Annotated in this window: 15 protein-coding genes, 1 tRNA gene and 1 pseudogene; 3 read left to right on the top strand and 14 right to left on the bottom strand. The window is 50.0% G+C overall.

Going from position 1 to position 19,937, the window contains the following annotated elements; genetic code table 11:
- Positions 1-16 precede the first annotated feature (16 nt).
- The 8 genes from ACM1PF_RS19585 to ACM1PF_RS19620 form a co-directional block, all read right to left on the bottom strand.
- On the bottom strand, positions 17-1,597 hold the full coding sequence (locus tag ACM1PF_RS19585) for a phospholipase D-like domain-containing protein (protein ID WP_416666330.1): 1,581 nt from the start codon (positions 1,595-1,597) through the stop codon (positions 17-19).
- Between the two features lie 43 nt (positions 1,598-1,640).
- Positions 1,641-2,054, bottom strand: a complete 414-nt coding sequence (locus ACM1PF_RS19590; RefSeq protein ID WP_416666331.1) for a putative toxin-antitoxin system toxin component, PIN family — start codon at positions 2,052-2,054, stop codon at positions 1,641-1,643.
- On the bottom strand, positions 2,051-2,290 hold the full coding sequence (locus ACM1PF_RS19595) for a hypothetical protein (protein ID WP_416666332.1): 240 nt from the start codon (positions 2,288-2,290) through the stop codon (positions 2,051-2,053). The genes ACM1PF_RS19590 and ACM1PF_RS19595 overlap by 4 nt, the downstream gene beginning before the upstream one ends.
- A gap of 57 nt (positions 2,291-2,347) precedes the next feature.
- Positions 2,348-5,245, bottom strand: coding sequence for an anti-phage-associated DUF1156 domain-containing protein (locus tag ACM1PF_RS19600; RefSeq protein WP_416666333.1), 2,898 nt, complete (start codon positions 5,243-5,245; stop codon positions 2,348-2,350).
- 42 nt (positions 5,246-5,287) lie between these two features.
- The gene (locus tag ACM1PF_RS19605; protein WP_416666334.1) at positions 5,288-5,557 is read right to left on the bottom strand and encodes a hypothetical protein; all 270 of its coding nucleotides are present in this window, start codon (positions 5,555-5,557) and stop codon (positions 5,288-5,290) included.
- Between the two features lie 2 nt (positions 5,558-5,559).
- The gene (locus ACM1PF_RS19610; RefSeq protein ID WP_416666335.1) at positions 5,560-6,123 is read right to left on the bottom strand and encodes a Uma2 family endonuclease; all 564 of its coding nucleotides are present in this window, start codon (positions 6,121-6,123) and stop codon (positions 5,560-5,562) included.
- The gene (locus tag ACM1PF_RS19615) at positions 6,120-6,761 is read right to left on the bottom strand and encodes a DUF3780 domain-containing protein (RefSeq protein WP_416666336.1); all 642 of its coding nucleotides are present in this window, start codon (positions 6,759-6,761) and stop codon (positions 6,120-6,122) included. Before ACM1PF_RS19615 ends, ACM1PF_RS19610 begins: the two co-directional genes overlap by 4 nt.
- A gap of 64 nt (positions 6,762-6,825) precedes the next feature.
- Positions 6,826-9,906, bottom strand: coding sequence for a DUF499 domain-containing protein (locus ACM1PF_RS19620; RefSeq protein WP_416666337.1), 3,081 nt, complete (start codon positions 9,904-9,906; stop codon positions 6,826-6,828).
- Positions 9,907-10,187: 281 nt separating this feature from the next.
- Between ACM1PF_RS19620 and ACM1PF_RS19625 the strand changes: the two genes are divergently transcribed.
- Positions 10,188-10,841: a hypothetical protein gene (locus tag ACM1PF_RS19625; protein WP_416666338.1), complete on the top strand. Its 654-nt coding sequence runs from the start codon at positions 10,188-10,190 to the stop codon at positions 10,839-10,841.
- A gap of 78 nt (positions 10,842-10,919) precedes the next feature.
- Here the strand turns inward: ACM1PF_RS19625 and ACM1PF_RS19630 are convergent, their stop codons facing one another.
- Entirely contained in the window at positions 10,920-11,561 is a 642-nt protein-coding gene (locus ACM1PF_RS19630; protein ID WP_416676729.1) for a site-specific integrase, read from the bottom strand.
- 94 nt (positions 11,562-11,655) lie between these two features.
- Here ACM1PF_RS19630 and ACM1PF_RS19635 point away from each other — a divergent pair, with 94 nt between their 5' ends.
- Positions 11,656-12,963, top strand: coding sequence for an NF041680 family putative transposase (locus ACM1PF_RS19635; RefSeq protein WP_416666339.1), 1,308 nt, complete (start codon positions 11,656-11,658; stop codon positions 12,961-12,963).
- Between the two features lie 31 nt (positions 12,964-12,994).
- On the opposite strand, the gene ACM1PF_RS19640 is transcribed toward ACM1PF_RS19635, so the two are convergent.
- The 4 genes and pseudogenes from ACM1PF_RS19640 to ACM1PF_RS19655 all read right to left on the bottom strand — a co-directional run bounded on the left by ACM1PF_RS19640 (position 12,995) and on the right by ACM1PF_RS19655 (position 16,456).
- Positions 12,995-13,606, bottom strand: coding sequence for an Arm DNA-binding domain-containing protein (locus tag ACM1PF_RS19640; protein WP_416666340.1), 612 nt, complete (start codon positions 13,604-13,606; stop codon positions 12,995-12,997).
- A 196-nt stretch (positions 13,607-13,802) separates the two neighbouring features.
- Positions 13,803-13,875: transfer RNA gene (locus tag ACM1PF_RS19645), tRNA-Thr, on the bottom strand.
- A gap of 120 nt (positions 13,876-13,995) precedes the next feature.
- Positions 13,996-15,305: pseudogene (locus ACM1PF_RS19650) on the bottom strand (TldD/PmbA family protein).
- Between the two features lie 290 nt (positions 15,306-15,595).
- On the bottom strand, positions 15,596-16,456 hold the full coding sequence (locus tag ACM1PF_RS19655; RefSeq protein ID WP_416666341.1) for a Tab2/Atab2 family RNA-binding protein: 861 nt from the start codon (positions 16,454-16,456) through the stop codon (positions 15,596-15,598).
- 165 nt (positions 16,457-16,621) lie between these two features.
- Here ACM1PF_RS19655 and ACM1PF_RS19660 point away from each other — a divergent pair, with 165 nt between their 5' ends.
- A complete protein-coding gene (locus ACM1PF_RS19660) occupies positions 16,622-18,055 on the top strand; it encodes a rhomboid family intramembrane serine protease (protein ID WP_416666342.1) in 1,434 nt (477 codons plus the stop codon).
- A gap of 166 nt (positions 18,056-18,221) precedes the next feature.
- On the opposite strand, the gene ACM1PF_RS19665 is transcribed toward ACM1PF_RS19660, so the two are convergent.
- Positions 18,222-19,664, bottom strand: a complete 1,443-nt coding sequence (locus tag ACM1PF_RS19665; RefSeq protein ID WP_416666343.1) for an aminotransferase-like domain-containing protein — start codon at positions 19,662-19,664, stop codon at positions 18,222-18,224.
- Positions 19,665-19,937: the final 273 nt, after the last annotated feature.

Raw genomic sequence — 19,937 nt, forward strand, 5'->3', positions numbered from 1 at the left:
TGCAGATTACCCTAAATCATCTTTCAATTATGCAACGCCCAAAATCTTTTGCTAAACGGCGGATTCTGGCTTTATCGGGTTCCCTAAGCTTGTCCCAAGCATCACCTGGTGCAACTGCCACTTCATCGGATAGTTTGAGCGATCGCCGGATATTTTTGAAATCGGGACTCTCTGAGGCTGGAGGAAGGGGATTGCGAATCCACCGCCAACGATCCTGATCGTCTTCGGGCAAGTCTCCCTGTCCCATTGTTAGTGCTAACGCTTCTTCTGCCCGCCGCCAATTGCTCCAAGTCGTTCCCAAAACGGCTTCATTATTGATAGAGAGTACATTGAGCAGATCCCATGCCTCGATCGGGTACATCTGGACTGGGGTTGCGGTTGCTAACAGCAGGCTTTTGGTACAGGGCGCAATTTGCCAGAGGAAGGCAAGGAGGTTATTGGGGTCAGCTTTTTCTGCTTCGCGATCGGCTCCCAGGTTTTTTCGACGTGCTCGGTGTGCTTCATCGACAATGACACACTCATAGTTCATCAGCTTGAGGTACTCGGAAGCCTCTGATTTGCTGGTGATTAACCCTTGAGAGACGATACCCACCCGACGTGGACATTTTTTAATGCCGATCGCCCCCGCTACTGGATACTCCAGCCCGTTTTCATCGATCCACTGCTTCCCGTTCCACACTGCACTGGGCATCTCTAGCAGGTTCAGCATCTCCTCCTGCCACTGCCAGAGCAGGGGTTTGGGAACGAGGATCAGAACGGGCTGATCCCCATAGAGAGCCATCAGCATAGCGGAGAGGGCAAGCTGCATGGTTTTACCCAGACCTACCATGTCTGCCAGAACAAATCTGGCTCCGTGAGGTCCTTTGTGTGCTTCAAATGCCAGGTTGACGAAATACTTTTGATGCGCCCACAGCCCATACTCTTGGCGATAAACCGGGGTTTCAATGATTGGCGCACCGGGATCAGCTTCTTCACGCCAAACTTCAACGCTGGGGAAAACGTTGCGTTGGGAGAGCCGTCCCACGTCATCAATAACAAATTCGGCGAGGGAAACGGCAAGCGGATGATGCCAGAGGGCATCGAATTCTTCCTGCACCCATTGCACTGCTTCGGGGGAATTATCTTCCCAGACGAGTTCGTAGTGCAATTTCCAGGCATCAAAGGTTTCGTTGGTGCTGCCCATGAAGGCGGTTTTGTTTCCGTTTGCCAGGGTGATTACTCCGGCTTTGCCATGTACCAGTCCAAACCTCTCACGGGGCAGCACTTTGACCTGCATCTTACCCGATCGCAGGAAATTGTAGAGACGGGCAAACCGAGGTTTAGCCTTTTCGCCATAGTTTTCGGGTTCTGCGTCACACCATTCCCGTCGCATCGCATAGTTTGCAGCTTTGGCGGTTTCGACATCCCCTACGTTCAGATCAGAGTTGCAGATCATCCGAATTTGTCCAGTGATGCTCTCCAAGGCTTCCCCAGCGACTTCCAGAATGGACGATCGAAAATAGCCAGCGATGCGATCGTAGGACTGTGCTCCCTGAAGGCGTTGGTTCAGGAAGGTTTGGTCGAGTCTAGTGCGGCGAGAGGAAAAGCGGTTGATCATTGCAAACGCAGATAAATGCGGATGAACGCAGATAGAAATACGGTCAGGGTTGGGAGTCGCAGACTAATCGTTTGAATTGGGACACCGAAATGATGGTTGTGTTGAGCAGCTTTTGGGCTTCTGTAAAGTCTTTGTCGCCTGTGATGAAAAAGTCAGCGTCGGCGGCAAGGGCACAGGCAAGGAATTTTGCGTCTTTTTGATCGCGAGGAAAATCGATTTCGATACTAACCTCAACCAATTCTGTCAGGGTATCCAGTAAGTAAAACCAGCGTTGTTTCATCTCTTCTAGTAAACCCAATCGTTTGCGGCTGAGAACGTCTTTGTACTCTGACAGAATTTCAGGTGAGACAACCCACTGATAATCGTCCTGTTCTAAAACGAACAAAATTACGGTTTCAGGATCACGATCGCGCAGTGCCGCAGAAACAAGAACATTGGTGTCAATAACAACGTTCACCGACCAGACCTATAAGCATCAATTTCAGCCACAATTTCTTCTTCTGTAATTGTTTGAGCTTGAGGAAGTGCCTGCGTTTCCTTGAATAACGTCTTAAGGGCTTCAATATGTTCGTGACGTTGTGGTTTCAAAACAACAACCTTAACCTCTATCCCCTCAGACAAGGTAGCTTGATAGGCTTTAGGAATTTCAATCACTCCATTTTTTATCTTTGTTTGAAACTCAACCGCCTCCATGATTCCAACCTCTCGATTTAGATTTATCTGCGTTTATCTGTGCTTGCAACGTTTTACCTATACGTTATCGTTCTCTAATGCTCCAGCAAGGAGTTCGGCGGCTTTAGCGTCGATCGCCCACTGTCCCATCTTGAAACCCATCGTGGAGAGGTAGCGAAGGATTTCGATCAGGTTTTTGCGTTGGTTCCAGTAGTCGCGGACTTCGGCGCGGAGCCAGGATTTGCCTTGCTGGGTGGATTCATGGCGAACGGTTTCGCGGATGGCGAAGAGGGCATTCCGTACTAAGGATGCCCCAAACCCTATGTCGCCTAACGTTTTGGTGCCAAATTCGGTAGCGGTTTTGAGGCGGGTTTGGTTGGCTTTGCCGCTTTCGAGGAAGGGTTTGTAGTCTTTTAAGCCAAAGCCGCGAGCGAGTTCCTGGTATGCCCCGGTGCGGTATTCGCCGTGGCTTTCGATGTCGAGTCCTTTGAGGTAGAATCGTTCTTCGGGAGTGAGGTTTTTCCAGACGAAGGTATCGAAGCCTTTGGGAACGAGGTAGTCGCAGGCAATTTTTACTGCTTCGTCGATGACCTTTTCGATCTCAGATTTGTCGCCGCCTTTCTTGCGGGGTTTAGAGAGTTCGTAGGCTACGTCGATGTCTTCGATGTTTTTGTATTGAGTCAGGACGCGGAGGGCAGCGGCGTAGGCGGCAAGCTGGTAGTCGGTGTCGCCAAAGTTAGGATCTTCCTCGTCTTCAAGTGCCAGCATGGAGTCGAGTTGGCGTTTGACTTCCAGTTCGACTTTGGGGTAAATCTCATCGAGGAAGGCGGTATTGTCGGAGGTTTGCTTTCGCAGAACGAGCAGGACAGTTCCTTGTACATAGTTGCCTTCCTTCAGGGCGGAATCGGTTTCAGTGGCAATACACCAGGCGGTTGTGACTCGTAAGCCAGATGCCCAAAGGATAAGGGCAAGGTCTGCCCAGACTCCGGCATCTTGATGGGTAAACATGACAACTTGGCACCCATTAGTTGGCATTTGGTTCGCCAAGTTATGGTAGCAATCTGCCATGCTCTTGCGGAAGCTCTCATCTCTTCCTCTAATGGCAAGGGCACGCTTACTATCGATGTACCAATGAGGAAAAAGCTTCTGAAGAGGCTTGTCATACCAAGCTAGAAAAAATTCAGAAAGTTCATGGTAATTAATTGCGTCTGCATAAGGCGGATCAGTTAATCCAATATCTGGCTTGATAGGAGTAGTTCGTGAATCAGATGGTAGAACCTTACCCTGATTATGTATCAACCTTTGATTGACTTTGAAAAACCAGCTTGTATCTAGTGCAAGTAACCCTCTAGACCCATAATTTAGAAAAGTATTAAATGCTTGATTAGCAAACGTATGAACAACCATCTCCTTACTAGGAGTAGGGTCCCATTGAGACAACTTCGCATTGTAATCAGCACATTTCCAAAGGCTGAGTAGGCATGAAACTTGCTCGATTGGAACATCCAGATCAGTAATTCTTTCTGCCAAAGTTCCTAAGATGAGTAGCTGCCTTGGATTAAAAAGATGATGCCAATGCGTCCAACCCCGTTCTCTCTGTAGGCGAGTTGTTTCGTCCCCTGGTTCAATTTGACGACTAGGAATGTATCCCTTTTCTTGCCAATCATCAAAACGTTCCTGTAGTAGCCCCAACACTTTTGCTTCACGGTCAAAGTCCTGTTGGTTAGGAGCACGATAGTAACGTTCTGTTCGTTCTTTGCCTTTGGCATCTACATAAGTTTTGACCCAACGAATACAATAGAGTCGCTCTTGCAGCACGTCATCTTTGCGGGGTATTAGATCGTCGTTCTCCCACAGGCGTAACCCTTCGCGACCTCGGATCAGTACCATTGGAGTTTCTTGAGGACGCTGATTCCCCTCGTTATCCATAGGATGAGGGTTGGGACACACTAATTTAGAATCCCTGACCGTTCCTGCGGCTTTCGCTGCTGCCATTTCAGAGGCGGAAACATCTGATTCGATAAGGATGTCAAACCGTTGATTGATTGGATCTGGTTTTAACTTACCGATGCACCGTGTTCTTTGCCCTATCACCCAACTAGGAGCTAAGGGAATCATCCAACCGCATTCAGGGCATCTTGTCTCGTTACAGTACAGGTAAGCATCAGCCCGGCAGCCTTTCTCGTTATGTTCAATGCCCCATTCAGTAATCTGGCGATCGACTGCTTCATAAACCTTTTCTTGAGCCTGTCGTACTTGTTCAGCAACTTCCTCGCCTCCCCCCACAATATTAAGGGCTGCCCAAGTGAGCAAAGAAGCAACAGGATTGAGGTCAGAACCATACGCCTCACAGCCAATTCGAGCCGCTTCAAAGGGAACGCTGCCACCACCACAAAAGGCATCACCTACGCTGGGAGTATGACCAAATTGCGTCTCACCCAACTGCTTCACTAGCTCTGGTAGGCTATTGGCTGTTGTTCCCAGATGAGCATTGATCTCGACCCAAGCTTCTTCGGACGGTCCCTCAATATGTTCCGGGCGATCGCAGTAGGTCAATTTATCGTCATAGGACAAACGGTTAAAAGCAATTTTTTGAAGGATTTGGCGATCCTCCGCCGTTGTCCCTACCTTTAACTTTGGCGTTGTTTCGCTCCCCGTTGGTTCAAACCACTCCTTGCGCTCTAACGTGCTTAATAGTCCATAAACATCTTTGAGTGCGATCGGTTTGGATTTGCGTTGATAAAGCCCATCCTCGTCCATTGTCAAGATTTTGAGAAAAATCTCTCGGTCCTTTTTGGCATCGTTTGAGGCTGGCATTAATAGCCCGATGATAGTTGCCCTTACCAAAATCAAAGGCTTACGCCCCCACCACTTACCAAGACTGGTGAGAGTTTGTGTATTGCCTGCTTTACGCTCCTTATAGCTCTCCTTCGACAGCTTTGAAACCGGGAACTGAGTTTCGATAAAGGATGCCATACTGCTACGCCCTCTCATAGAAGATTAACGAACCCAGCTTGCTCAAAGTGGCGATCGCTCGTGAATGTCTGACTTAGGTTTGCCATAGAGGTAATGGTCATGCTGGTGTGCCAGATCCTCAACGCCTGTATCGACAACGTTTTGCTCAATGATCTGCATGAGTTGATCCCACCCAGAGTCATCATCACTGGCAGGCACAGCCGCCGCATCTTCTAAGAAGGTAATGATCACCGTCTGACCTTCCCGCCCTGAAACGGCTTCGACAGGTTGAGCCACCCCGTTTTGAAATGTACCTTTAACGGAAATCATCATGCCTAAAACTCCAGTTCTGCAAACAACTCCGCGACAGGCAAAGTAAATTCAGGAACCACATCCTCCCCATCCAGGCGATCGCCAATTCTCAAAAATCCATCTGGTCTAGGGTTGTGATACACCAGTACATACTGCTCATCAGGGTGGATCACCCAAACCAGGCGTGTCCCATTCTCGAAATACTCCACGATTTTGTCGTGAATTTCTTCCACCGTATTCGTTGGGGAAAGAATTTCAACTGCCAAATCGGGCGACCCCTGAAAATAGCCCTTTGGCAACCGCTTCACTCCCTGAAGCCGCTCTTTAGCAATGAAGGAGAGATCAGGCGATCGTTTATTGCCCGATTTCATTGTGAATGCTGTACTGGAGTCGCAAATCACTCCCAACTTGCGAGGCTGGACGAAGCTAAACATGGCTCCATTCAAAATACTGGCAATCCAGCCATGCTCCATCCCCGAATTGCCCATGTTCACCAGTTCCCCATTCACCAATTCATAGCGTCCGCCTTCCGGCAACGCCATGAACTCCTCATCCGTCCAAATTTTCTTCTCTGAAGCGACTGTCATGCTCGACTGCCTCCATTCACCGCCTTAGCTGAGGTCAGCTTCCACTCGGCTGTCTCTTCCCCTAACCTAAACAATGGTAAGTCAACCGATTCAGGATGATAATCCGAGACAGGATTTTCAGTCAGCGCAAACCGAACCGCCTTTCGCCATCCCCTCCCCCGTCCGGCAATGGCATGACCCGTCGCCGCATTGGTCATTGTAAACAACCACCACCGCTCCTCTGGTGCTAACCCCAACCAGTTCTTGATTGCGATCGGAATCAAAGCCGGATCAGCCTCCTCGATCGCCCATGCCAGTAGTACCATTTCCTTACCAAACAAGCGAGATACCGGGATTTGCCCCACCTTCCACTGCCCAGACTTATACCCCATCTGCCGCAGCCGTTGGTTAAACTCAGCTTTGATGTGGTCGGCGATCGCGTCCCACTTAGAGCGAGGCAAAATCACTCGCATCTTATTGTCCTCCTGACCCAGAGCAAAACTCAATTCCCGTCGGGCTTCACTGTCGTCCCAGGTGAAATGCTCACTGATCAAGACATCTGCCTTCTTATTCGATGGCAGCGTCACCAAAAAGTGATGCTCCGACTCCGTTGGGACGAAGCCAAACCCTTCTGTTTTTTCTGCTCGGCTTTTGGACATGAGGTTGGTACAAACGAACTGAAGTGGCTCAGGTAATGACTATCATATCGAGCTTCACCTGGTTTTATTGCTTCACTTCATCAGATTTGATTTCAGTTTTGACCTCTGCTACCCAATCCAACAGCAGTTGCCCATTTAAGAATTCTAGTGATTCAGCTTCGATCTCGACTTCGCCCTCCGATAGCAGCCCTCGCAAATGGTTGATTGTGCCTTCCAACTTCTCCCCATCCAATTTCAGGCGATCGTCCACCGATAGTTCCAACCAGTTCTGCCCACTAATCGTGACTCGTACCCCCTCAGCCTCAGCCTGAAACTTCTTTAACCGTGCCAAAAATTCATAGGAATCTTTCGTTGTGCTGGGGTGGTGCGATCGCCTCCAAACGGCTGGCTCTTCTGGATTGATCTCCACCGTCGTTTTACCAGGGGCATCCCACTTAATATCCCGACGGTGCTGCTCTGAAGTAACACCATCCTTCTCCGCCACAGCCAAGACACAGACGGTTCCTGGCTCTACGACAAATGGTGCATCGTAGCTGATCCCTGAAATTTTAGGATCAGACCCATCCAACGTATAGCGAATGGGGGCAGTTGGAGCCGCCTGTAACTCCACCATCTTGTCTCCACCATCCTGATAACAGACCGACTTTAAGGTAATTCGATTTCGCCAAGTTCGTTGCCCCCCGCTCTGGTGTTCCCCTTGAGAGTCAACACACAAGAAGGAAACCTCTAATCCCTGAGTCTTGAAATTTTTAGGGTCGGGCACCTGCTGCGAGTCCATCGTCGCTGGGGCACCCACTTCGTAATAGATCAGGTCGCCATGCACAGCCGTCAGTTTTAGCGTCACCTCTCCGGTTTCGTCATCTCGCTGAGACTCATACCAACGAATATCGGTGTCGGGTTTTGGGAATGGTGGCTTTTCCACATAGCCCCCCTCCTCGCGCCATTGATCCTTAAGCAACAAGCTCGATCTCAGATCCTCTAACGCAGTGGGGTGGTGCCATTGCCACTGAGGATTCATAGCCGCCCGTTTCTTTACCTCCGTCCAAGGCATTTGCTTCTGGGTAAACAGACGAGCCTCGCACTTTTTCCGGAACGAATCGCTAGCAACATCTTCCGTAAATTTCTGCTTCGCTTTCAGCGTCTCCCGGATCTGCTTCTCGCCGTTGTAATCGTTATCCGTGTAGTTCATTAAGAAATCGGCTGTGAGCAATCCAGGGGCAGATGGGTAAGTCAATGTTGTAAAGGTTTCCCGCATGGCACTCAGTAGCCGAAGCTGGACGTTATCTCGAATATCCCTGGCAGCCACTAACTGAGGATCGTTATCTGGCACTTTCTCAGTTTCCATTTCTCCGATGATGGCAGTAATCGCCTTCAACTCAGCCGCATTCTCCAGCAGCGATTCCATCGTATTTCGAGAGCCAGAGAGGAACAGGATGCGGTTCTTGTAGTCCAGGTCGTTATAGAAGTTCAGCAGGTCATCCGATAAGCTGCTTCCAGTGTCGGGTTCACAAATGACCAACGTAACCTTGTCTGATTTGATCTGAATTTCGTCGATCGCCGGGAAGACCAGCACCTCCTGATAGCAATCCTTCAACGAGAGGGGCTTAAAGGTCCCTTCCAAAAACGTTCTAAGCTGCTTCAGTGAAGACTCACGGTTATACCCCTCAGCCGTCGTCTTCAGCTTGGCTACCAAATTCTGGATATTCTTGAAGTAGAGCTTGCCTTCCCGATTCGAGTGTAGATACCAGGCTTTCGTCGTCAGAACCCCCAAAATATCCTTTGGCAGCTTAGAAACATCTCGCCCCGGCGTACACAGGTAGGAAACCACCTCTGATAGAGATAGCCCTAGAACACCGTTTGGCACATTTGCCAATGACGACACCAAAAGCAGCGTTGCAGCATCCTGAGCATCCGCACCGCCAAGATGCGAGTCCATAATTTCGGCAATCGCTTGCCCACTTGCAGCAATGTCATGGCTGATGGCATTGTCCAGGGTGGGGTTAACACTAATCACCTCTCCCCGCGTGTCCGGATCATTCAAGTCTAAGTTATGGGCATGGATCATGTAGAGGCGATCAGCCCGCCCCTCTTCAGGGTCAAATAGACGGGCAACAACTGTTCGCATCAGGCGAATTAAGCCCCGCGTTTGCTGAAATCCTGGATTCTCACGGAATCGGGCATAGAGATTGCGAATCGCAAAATGGAATGGGTAAGACTCTTTCAATTGAGCCGCAAACTTCTCAGGTGAAGCGTTGGTGATATCCATTTGCTTAGCATTTTTGACTGCCTCTGCATAGGCGCGGGCAATCTCCCAAACTTCCGTTTCTTCTGGCAATTCCTCAAATAGCCGTTTTCTAAGGATGTGGTAGACCTCATCTGTATTTAGAGCCACTGGCTCCAGGGTCAACGCAGCGCGTCCCACTTCCCCCTTAAAGTTTTCCAAGGTACGGCTAATCTGTTGGCTCCCTCCTTCATAAGTCGCCTTCAGGTCTGATATGACGACACAAACGTTGGATAATTCATCCTTACCTACAGCAACCAGCAGGTTTGATAGGGCAGTAGTTGTCACCTTCGCCAAATTGGAATCACCGATCGCCCTAGCCTCGGCATTTTCCAGATAAGGTGGTAACTCGTCCAACAGGATCAGCAACGGCTCCCCTTTGAGCAGATTCACCCAGGCAGACTGTCCAGGTGCAGCCAATGGGGAGTAATAATCCTTAAAAGCTTCTTTTTTACCCAATTGCTCGGCGATCGCCCCCCACACTCCCAAGGGCGCATCGCTTTCCCGCCCCGTAAAGGCAACCACTCTGAGTGTTCCTAAGTCTCTTGATTCGTAGAGATCACCCATTACAGCTTCACGCAGTTCTGGATATTTCGCCAAAAGCCCAAGAACGACCATGTTGTGAGTTTTGCCACCACCCATCGCCTGACTCAAAACGAACACGCCTTGGTTAGACTGCCTGCTGAACCGCCGAAACGCCTCCCTCAAAAGCCGTTTCATGCCATCCGTCAGGTAGTTCTCTGCAAAGAACTCACCCGGCTTTATTTTGTCCTCAATCAGATCAGTGAGATCGAGAACAACATCGCGACGAGAGCGATCGAATACGCTAGAACGGGGTTTGCAAAGTTGGCTTAGGGGTTTCATGGATAAGAGTTGCTATTGGAGATTAGGTTGATGCAGCATTCCGCGCACTATGTCTAGGCTACCCATTGCTTCTACTCCAAGTAATCACAAAAACTTGAACTCCTCGGTAGAGATCTTCAGAATTTCATGAAGATATTAAAGTTTAGTAGAGTCCCTCAGCCATCGACTGCTCGTTGAAGCGGTTCCAAAACCTGGACAGGTAGCTAAACTCCAAACCAAGATTTAGTGGTTAATAATATGGAGGCGATTGTTACTCTACTTCACATACCGCTTACCTCACTATGTCTCCAAAATCATCAAGAGTACGACAAACTCGACCAGCAAAACCAAGCCTTCCAGATGACTATCGCCAACTTCTAGTCACAGGAGACTATCATCTGAATGTCAAGGTCAGTCTTGATGCTGATTACGATGATGAAGATGCTCGGAGGGTAGCTCAACACCTCAATGGCAGTATCCAAATTAAATTTACTAATCCTGAAACAGAAGAATCTGATTCTATAGAGATCGGCTACATCTGGGGGTGGCGAACAACCAGCTTTGAACCAGAGGAAATTATTTATTGGGCTGATTCGGTTGATCAAGACGTTTACAATGCCTTTGATTGGCTGATTTATCAGCAAAAGCAACTCGACCTAGAAGAGGTACTAATTTCCCCTACGTTGTTACTTGATCGCGTATTCATTGAACCAGAGTGGCGTGGCAACAAGTTCGCTTTACCAGCCGTCGTAACCTATCTTGACCTCGTTGCCTATAAATTTGTCTTCCTTTTTCCATCTCCACCAGATAAATCAGAATCCTCTAGCCAAGAATGTAAGCGCAGACAGAAATTACTCAAGCAGTATTGGCAAAAACTAGGATTTGACAACTATGATAGAAAACATAATGTATTGTGGACTGATGAGTGGAATTGCCCAACTTGGTTAAGAGGATAAACTCCTACAAGTAAAGTAGATTATTAGTTCCCATACTCAAGAAATACCATGTCCATACAACTTTCTTGAACAGAAAATTTACAAAATAGGGACTGAAATTCGATTGACAGGTTTAGCGTAAACTCGATCGATCATTTCAGCCGAATTACCCACCCATTTAGCAAGCTGAATACTAGCAATATCTCCTTCTCGACAAAGACTACAGAAGGTATGCCGCATTTGATAAGGATTACGGTATTCAATACCGGGCAGTATTTCCCCATTGGAAAGCACTGTATCTTGTGCGAGTGACGCTAGAATTTTTGCCCAAGCACGAGTAGTGAAATTGCTCCAATCAATGAACTTCCCTTTCGGACTAGGAAATACTAGGGATTCTGGGTCACTATTCTCCGGCTTGATTGCAGCAATAATTTCTGCAAGTTGAGGATTAATGGAAAATTTTCTTAACGCCTGGGTTTTCAATTTATCCTGAATCACCAGTTTCTTACCGTCGTAAATAAGAACACGTCGGAAAGTGATGACCTGTTGCTTAACATTTTTCCACTGTAAGGCAAGAGCCTCAGAGGGTCTGCATCCTGTAAAAAATAAAAACTCGACAAGCGGGGCATATCCTTTGTAGTAGCGATTAGCTTGGAAGGCTGCAATGATGCGATCGCGCTCCTCCCTAGTAAAAGGATTAATCTCTTCTTCCTCTTCGCCATCAGGTTTTTCTAGCTTAATTTCTGACTGGAGTTTAGACTAATTGGGAAAGAAAAGCAGCCAAACCCGACGGTTTGGCTGCTTAATGGTCATGTTGCATCAATAATGATTGACCATGACTAATTTTGACCGCTTGAGGGCGTTTCGACATAAATCCTACATGCTGATTGGCAACGGCAAGGATGCTCTCTTCGACCTGATGGATGCCGTGCTAGTGAGCCGCAGTGTGTACTCCTTTGCCGAACTGTCGGTTGCCCCTGTCTTTCGACGCCAATGGCCGAGTTTGTATGAAGCCCTACAGGATAGCAACCCGCCTCGACTGGAGTGGATGGGGTTGTACCTGGAGCAAATGCCCCAGGACGAACGGGTTGTCTTAGCGGGAGACCACACGGCATGGTCAAGGTTACAGGCACAAACCCTGCGAGAACGGACGTATGAACATCAAGCAACTCCGATGAGTGGAGCCAAACCGGTGACGTTGGGACAAGGATATAGTACGATTGCGTGGATTCCAGAGGAGCAGGGCAGTTGGGCATTACCGTTGCTGCATGAACGCATCACTAGCGCAGAGAGCCCCATTAGCAAGGCAATAGTGCAATTGCGTCAGGTGTGTGAGCAGTTCCAGGTTCGTCCCTTATCTTTGTGGGATGCCGAATATGGCTGTGCCCCATTCCTCAATGGTACGGCGGATATTGCTTGTGACAAGTTGATTCGGTTGCGTTCCAATCGAGTACTGTATGGACCACCGCCTGTTTATAGCGGAACGGGTCGTCCTCGGCAGTATGGGGAGAAGTTCAAACTTAACGATGCCACCACCTGGTGGTCATCTGATGCCGAACTCCAGGTAGAAGAGTCCCGGTGGGGACGATTACACGTGCGGATGTGGTCATCAATGCGACTGCGACGCGTTGCCAACCAGACGATCTGGTTAATTCAACTGCAACGCCTCCATGACTCTGCCCTCCACCCCGCCAAACCTTTGTGGCTAATTTGGGTGGGACAAGCACCACCCGACTTAGAGACGGTGTGGCAACAGTATTTCCGTCGCTTTGCCATTGACCACTGGTATCGCTTCGCTAAGCAACGATTGCACTGGACGTTACCCCAGTTGGCAACGCCCGAACAATCCGAACGCTGGAGCGATCTGATGCCCTTGCTCACCTGGCAGTTGTGGTTGGCTCGTTGCCACGTCCAGGACTCCCCCCTGCCCTGGCAAAAGTCATCTGCTAAGCTATCTCCGGGACGAACCGCAAATGCCTTTGCCTCTGTTTTAGCGTTGATTGGCACACCTGCCCCCCCGCCCAAACCACGCGGAAAGTCACCGGGGTGGACTCCAGGGCAACCCCGTTCCCGCCGTATTCGCTATCCAACGGTCAAAAAGCGCTTCACCAGACCCAAGAAGGTGGCGAACAAGACCGCTTAACCACTAAATTTTTCCCAATCTTCAGTCTCGCTCAATCCAGATAAGGGGGTTGGGCTATTTCTGCTGTGATTAGTCTAAACTCCAGTTCTGATGCCATTCCTTGAAACGGATTGTCATCTATTAAGCCGGACTTCTTTGCCCACTTACAGCTTGCTGATAGCTGGGTTAAAACTCGCTTCGTGGAATCTTTAGGTACATTGGCGCTAAGCCAGTCAAAGATAGCTTGAGCTTCAGTTAGCAGTTTATGAGGGCACCGGCTGATGTGATTCGCTACCCATCCGTACATCCTGATGGTGGATGCTGATTTTTCGGGCGATCGCACCTCCCTATAACGGTTCCAGATCTCAGGCAGATCCAATGTTTCAGCGGAACTGACAGGAATTGGATCATCAACAGTCGCCAGTGTAGCTCGGACTTTGTACTTTTCGAGATTGCTAGGGTCAAACTCTCCATACGCAATATCCCGTTCGACCTCTAGGGCTTTATCCTGAGCTTGCTTACGGTTGTAGGGGCTATCTCGTAAGCCAGTAGATACAAAATATCGCTTTCCATGAAAGGTAAAAACCAGTTGGAGTCTACTGTTGCTATTTTTGATTTGGACGCTACCCGTTCTAGCTTTTCCACGGGACTTAGAAGAATACATACGGCAGAGGGAGATTAGGTGAAATACCAGTACTAGCGTACCCAGTATTCCCCCAGCTTTTATCTCAATCTTTATCTCAATTTCTGCCCCAAACTACCCTAACCAACCCCTAAAATCCTCAACACAAAAATAGCATCAGTCAGCAACCGATGCTCAAACCCTATGTATGACAAGGGAAACGCTTATTTCACTAGGAAGCTGGTGACAGGACTCGAACCTGCGACCGGCTGATTACAAATCAGCAGCTCTACCAACTGAGCTACACCAGCACTACCCCGCTAGTATAGCAAAATAAGGTAAGTGTCAGGCCGATCGATTTGAGATTTTGAGTTCGCCCTGCGATCGACTCAAGGGTTTACTGATCCAGGACTGGATCCTGATGCCTATCCTCAACGTCGGCCCGTCGTAGATAACCCCTCCACAATCACCGAAGGGGTATAGCAGGAACCATTCCAATCAGCATCATCCCCAATCTCCACCAGGTTTTTCAGAGCGGTGTACACACTACCTGCCACCATCGTGTCCTTCACCCGCCCAACCACTTCGCCCTGCTCCACCCGGTAGCCCAGATCGACGTTGACTGAAAACTCTCCCGAAATGCCAGCAACTCCGCCCAGCATTTGATCCACAATGATTCCGCTTTCCATAGAGGCAATCAGTTCAGCCAGGGGCTTGAATCCAGGTTGAACGACCAGGTTAAACAAACCAGGGGTGGGATAACTGCCTAAACTGGGGCGAAATCCGTTACCCGTCGTACCGCAACCCAGGGCCCGACCGATCGTGCGATCGGTATAAAACAACTGCAATACACCATCCTTTATAAAGGTGATGGGTTGGGTAGGGGTGCCTTCATCATCAAAGGGACAGCTATAGGGGCCCATATCAGGTTGTTGGGCAATAGTGAGGCGGGAAGAAACCACAGGTTCACCAAGCCGATCGCTCCAGGGAGAAGCCTTTTCGACAACGTGCTTGCCGTTCATAGCTGCCTGAACCGTATCCCAGAGCATATCCGCAGCCTTGGCAGTGAACAGGACGGGGGCCCGTCCCGCAGGAGGCGGCACATTTGACTGAGACCATTCCAGCCGTTGAATAATTTGCTGGGCAGGGCCACAGGGTCAAGGCTCCCCCGATGGGTTTGACCATCGGAAACGCTGAGGAAATCATCTCCCCGCACCCACTCCGCCGATAGATAGCAGCTTAGGGTGGTATCTGTGTAGCCGCAGTCCAGCCCCTGGGAATTGATCAGGCGGGTGGTTTCCGCATCACATTCCCACTCAGCAGTACAAAGAATTTCGGGATAGGGTTCTCGGATCAAGGCGATCGCCTCCTTCCCCCACTCCACCAATTGTTCTACAGGGATCGATTCCCCTAAATCGGGATACTGCTTTTGAGAGGGAGGAGAGAGTTCGATCGTTTCTGGTTCATTAAGCTGGCTGAGGGCGAGGGCGCGATTGACCAGGATCTGGGCTTCGATGAGGCCATAGGCTACGGCCAATCCTGGACGACCATTTTGCCAGAGACGCAAAGCAATTCCTTCCGACTGAGAACTTTCTAGCTGCTTTAAACGATTGGCTTCAAAGAAGACCGGACGGGAAAGCGATTGCGACTGAAAGACCTCGGCTGCGTCTGCTCCCGATCGCATTGCCAATTCCAGCAGTTCCTCGGCTAGGGCTGCTTGTTGTGAGTTACGCAAATCCATAGGGTTCGTGAGTCATGCCGGGGGAAAGTGAGCAAGCGATCAGCAAGCGGGGCGAAATCAAGCTAGTCAAAATCATGCTTAGTAAAACAAGACACAGGAACACACAAAATCAGTATCAATTGAGCCAAGCCAGTCAATCAAAATGCACAGAACTCGCTCGTTCATCCATTTTGTTCAATGGCTGATCGCTAAAAGAGTCAATAGTAAATGACCAATCATCAATGGCCAGTACCAGACGGTGAATGGCCGATCGCTAAAAACTAAGTATTATCTTCCGGGATTACGGTACTTTACGCTAGATTTAATTCTTGCAATAGCCAAAATCCAGCAAACGACTCTGCATTTGGATCCGACTGAATCGCCAGAAAATGGACACCGTTCGCCTTTGCTTTTGCTGCTTCAAAGTTTTTCGCTTCGGTTTGGAGAGTTAATTTAGGCAGGTTGGCTAAACTCCAGGCATCATCTGCTCCAGCTTCCAATACCAGGCGTGGGGGGCTATCTATATACTTCAGAAAAGCCAGTTCAATACCCGACATCCAGGCCGCCATCGGTAGGGCGCGCGTCGAGAACAGGATCAATCCTGGCACCGGGGTTTCAGGGGATAGATCCGCCAACTCCAGGGGAAAGGCCTCACTGAAGGCAATCTCCCACTCTGGCATCTCGTTCAGCACAGATGCTTCCAGGGTGGCAAACATCCATTTTTCTCCCACCAGGGCATCGGGTAAAGGCCGGGGGGCGGGGGGTGGTAAGGCGACGGATGGATTTTTGCTTTCCTGGTAATTGGGCATCGTAGGATACACCGTCTCCATGCGCTGCTCAATCCATCGATCGAGCGTCAGGGTACGGCGGCTGGGATAAACAGGAATATCGGCATCCTCACAGGCCTTGGTGATCATATTGGTCATCTGGCGACGGAAGAAGCGAATCTTGTCGGGCGGTTTCGGAGCCTGTTCGATCGCATGGTTCAGGGCATCTCGGAGCCGAACTGAATTGACTTCTGTACTGGGACAAAACTCCGAATAGCGAAACAGGGAATCGATCGGCGTTTGGACATCCAGAGGACTTTCACATACCAGGACTTCCCAGAGCTTTTTGTTATTCTCATCCAGCACCGGGCGCGAATAAAAATCTAGCTCCCAAATCGTTGTCATAACTCCTACTGCGGTTTAATCTTCGCTGTATCCTGATCATACGTGGGAAGGGGACAGCGTGCTGGAAATTAAGCAGAAGTGTCGTCTTTAGAATTGGGGCTTGGGGTGAATGTCGAAAGGGGGCAGGAGCGAGTAAGCTAGCTGGTGGGCCCTTTACGATTCCTCATGAGCTTCAATATTCTGCTGATCCAATTGGTTCTGTTTTCCTGTGTATTTTCATTGGTCAGACGACCCCGTTTGCCGCAGGGATGGATCGCGGTTTCAAGCGGTATCCTGGCAGTTTTGGGCATCACGGTTTTACTGATTCCCGATCTGGCAGGCTGGATCAGTGGAGGGCTGTGGGGGCTGCTGGTGTTACTGCCCTTGCTGGGGTTTACCCAGGTCAATCGGCTGTTTTATCAAGAGCGATATCAGGCAGCACGGCGACTTTCTCTGGGATTGCGGTGGCTGCATCCGGCGGATGGTTGGTGGGAATATCCCGACATTCTGCGGGGGTTGGAGTTGGGCCAGCAGGGCAGAATGGCAGAAGCTGAAACAATTCTTAATCACTATGGGGCTTCTTCGAGACCAACCGGCCGCATTGCCACCGCCCTCCTCTATCGCCTGGGGGCCCGCTGGGATGAGTTGTTATTCTGGATCCGGCGAAACTGGTCTGAGGAATTAATCGTGCAGGATGCGGTACTGGGAATGTACTACCTGCGATCGCTGGGAGAAACGGGAGACTTAAATGGGTTGATTCAGGGTCTGGAACAGTTTGAGCATCGTCTGGAAAAAAGCAATGATGGCATTAGCCTCAATCTGGTGCGGATGATTGCCTTCGCTTTTTCAGGGCATCCGGATCAGGTGCGGCAGTTTTTTCACAGTAGCTCACTGGGCATCTATTCCCGCGACGTGCGCCAATTCTGGATCGCTACGGCCGAACTGGCCGCTGGCCATGAAGCAGCCCGTGAACAATTGCAGACCTTACAGCATCGGTGTGAACCAGCTACCCGCAATGCGATCGAGTGGCGATTGACCCATCCCCTACCCAATCCGCGCCGAGAATTAACCCCGCTCTCCCGGCAAATTCTAGCCCAACTGGAAACCACAATTCAGCAGGAAACCCGCTACGGTGGGCACATGACGGGAGCTAGCCCCAAACCCTATGCCACCTATGCCCTGATTGGCCTGAATCTGGTGGTTTTTGGACTGGAAATTGCCCTGGGGGGAAGTGAAAATCTAGATACGCTGTATCGGATGGGAGCTTTGGTTCCCGAAGATGTGTTAGCCGGAGAATGGTGGCGGCTGATTGCGGCAACCTTTTTGCACTATGGCGTGGTGCATTTACTGGCAAATATGTTGGGGCTATGGATTCTGGGTGGTTTTGTGGAACGGACGCTGGGCATCGGCAAGTTTCTCCTCTGCTATTTTTTCAGTGGCATCGGTTCAATGGTAGCGATTACGATTCTGGGGATTTTAGCCAATGTCCCCGATCTAATTGGAGTCGGTGCGTCAGGGGCAATTATGGGATTGCTGGGAGTAATGGCTGCAATTTTGCTCAAGGGCTGGCGGCGCGAAAAGGCAAGATTGCGGCCAAACGACTGCGACTGGTGGTGTTGATCGTGGTGTTGCAGGTACTTTCCGATATTTTTACGCCCCAGGTGAGTTTGGTGGGCCACGCATCAGGGTTGATTCTGGGATTTGTGTCTGGGGTAATGCTCTTTCAAGTTGAGCCATTACAGTCCATGAAGACGCACTGAAACTATTGAAACTATTGAAATAAATCTCACAACCCCTGCTGTTTGGCCAACTGTCCTAAAATCGCCAATGCCTGCTCAATTTCGCTTGACCAGGGATAGCCACAGTTAATCCGAATGCAGTGCTGATACTGGGTGGTCATGGAAAATAGATGACCCGGCATGATGCTGATGTTGTGCTGGACAGCCTGACGGTACAGTTGCAATGCATCTACAGTTTTGGGCAACTCCACCCACAGGATCATCCCGCCGGTAGGTCGAGTCACTTTTGTCCCCTCTGGAAAGAACTCACCGATCGCGTGGAACATTTGCTGGACTTGAATCGCCAGCGCTTTGCGTAATCGTCTCAGGTGGCGATCGTAGCTGCCACTTTGCAAAAATTCGGCAACGGCCAGTTGGGGTAGGGTACAGTTGGCGATCGTACTGAGATGTTTCATATATTCCACCTGCGTTCGGAAGCGACCCGGAGCCGTCCAGCCGACGCGATAGCCCGGAGCCAGATCCTTAGAGAAGGAAGAACACAGCATGACCATGCCTTCAGTATCAAAGGCTTTGGCCGGTTTGGGGCGATGATCCCCAAAGTACAGTTCGCCCAAGGCATCATCTTCGATCAGGGGGATCTGTACCTGGGTCAGCATTTCCACCAGTTGCCGTTTGTTGTCTTCCGGCATACAGCTACCGATCGGATTGCTAAAGGTAGGAATAATCAGCACGGCCTTAATGTCGTGGGTTTGAATCGCTGCCTCCAATGCCTCCAGGCTAATCCCGTCCCTAGGATGGGTCGGAATCTCCAACACCTTCATGCCCAAACTTTCAAAGGATTGTAAGAAAGCGTAGGAAACGGGTGATTCTACCGCGATCGTATCTCCTGGTTTGGCCACAGCTCGCAGGCATAGATTAATGGATTCCATGCAGCCCCAGGTTGTGACAATATCCTCCGCACTGAGACTGCCCCCCCAGTTCAACGATCGCTTGGCAATTCGTCGTCGCAAAAACTCATTCCCTGGCGGAAAGTCATAACAGTTGGTGCTGATATCCGCATGGCGAGCCACTTTGGATAAGAACTGATTCAGGCGCAGTGTGGGCAGGAGGGCGGGACTGGTTTCTGAAATTCCCAGCGAGACAACCCCCGGACGACGGGCCGTAGCCAGCACCTCCAGGAGCAGCGTACTGATTCCCACATCCATCACCACCGGCGCAGGGGCGGAAATAGAGGGTTCTGGGGGAAGGATCGGAGCAGTCGATCGCACATAGTATCCTGACTGGGGACGGGCTTCTACCCATCCTTCACTTTCCAGCAGTCGATAGGCTTCCAGAACGGTAGACATACTCACGCCCAGGTCAGACCGGAGCTGCCGAACCGAGGGGATGCGATCGCCCGAGCGTAGCGTACCTCGCTGAATCAGGGCGGCAATTTGGTGCGCAACCTGTTCGTAGAGCAGAGTGGGTTTAAGGGAGGTGCTGTTTTCCATAGCCCTATGGTGGCAGAGGAAGCTCCAGACGGACAGGGGCAATTAACCCCGAAAAACAGCAGAACAGTTTGCAGTACAGAACCAAAATTATTTAACTGTTCTGGTCAAATTGAGTTGAATTGCCTCTGTGCGATCGGGGTACCCTGCTTGACGATCATTGGCGATCGCTGGGTGGGCAGACTATCACCCAAGGTTTGCCTGTCAGTTTAGCCATGGGAATTTAACCATCTAAAATTCTTGTGGGGTGGGCAGCGTTTCGACTGAGCTTTTGAC

This window comes from Egbenema bharatensis FJBBOT/2019 (assembly GCF_048077055.1).
Lineage (GTDB): Bacteria > Cyanobacteriota > Cyanobacteriia > Elainellales > Elainellaceae > Egbenema > Egbenema bharatensis.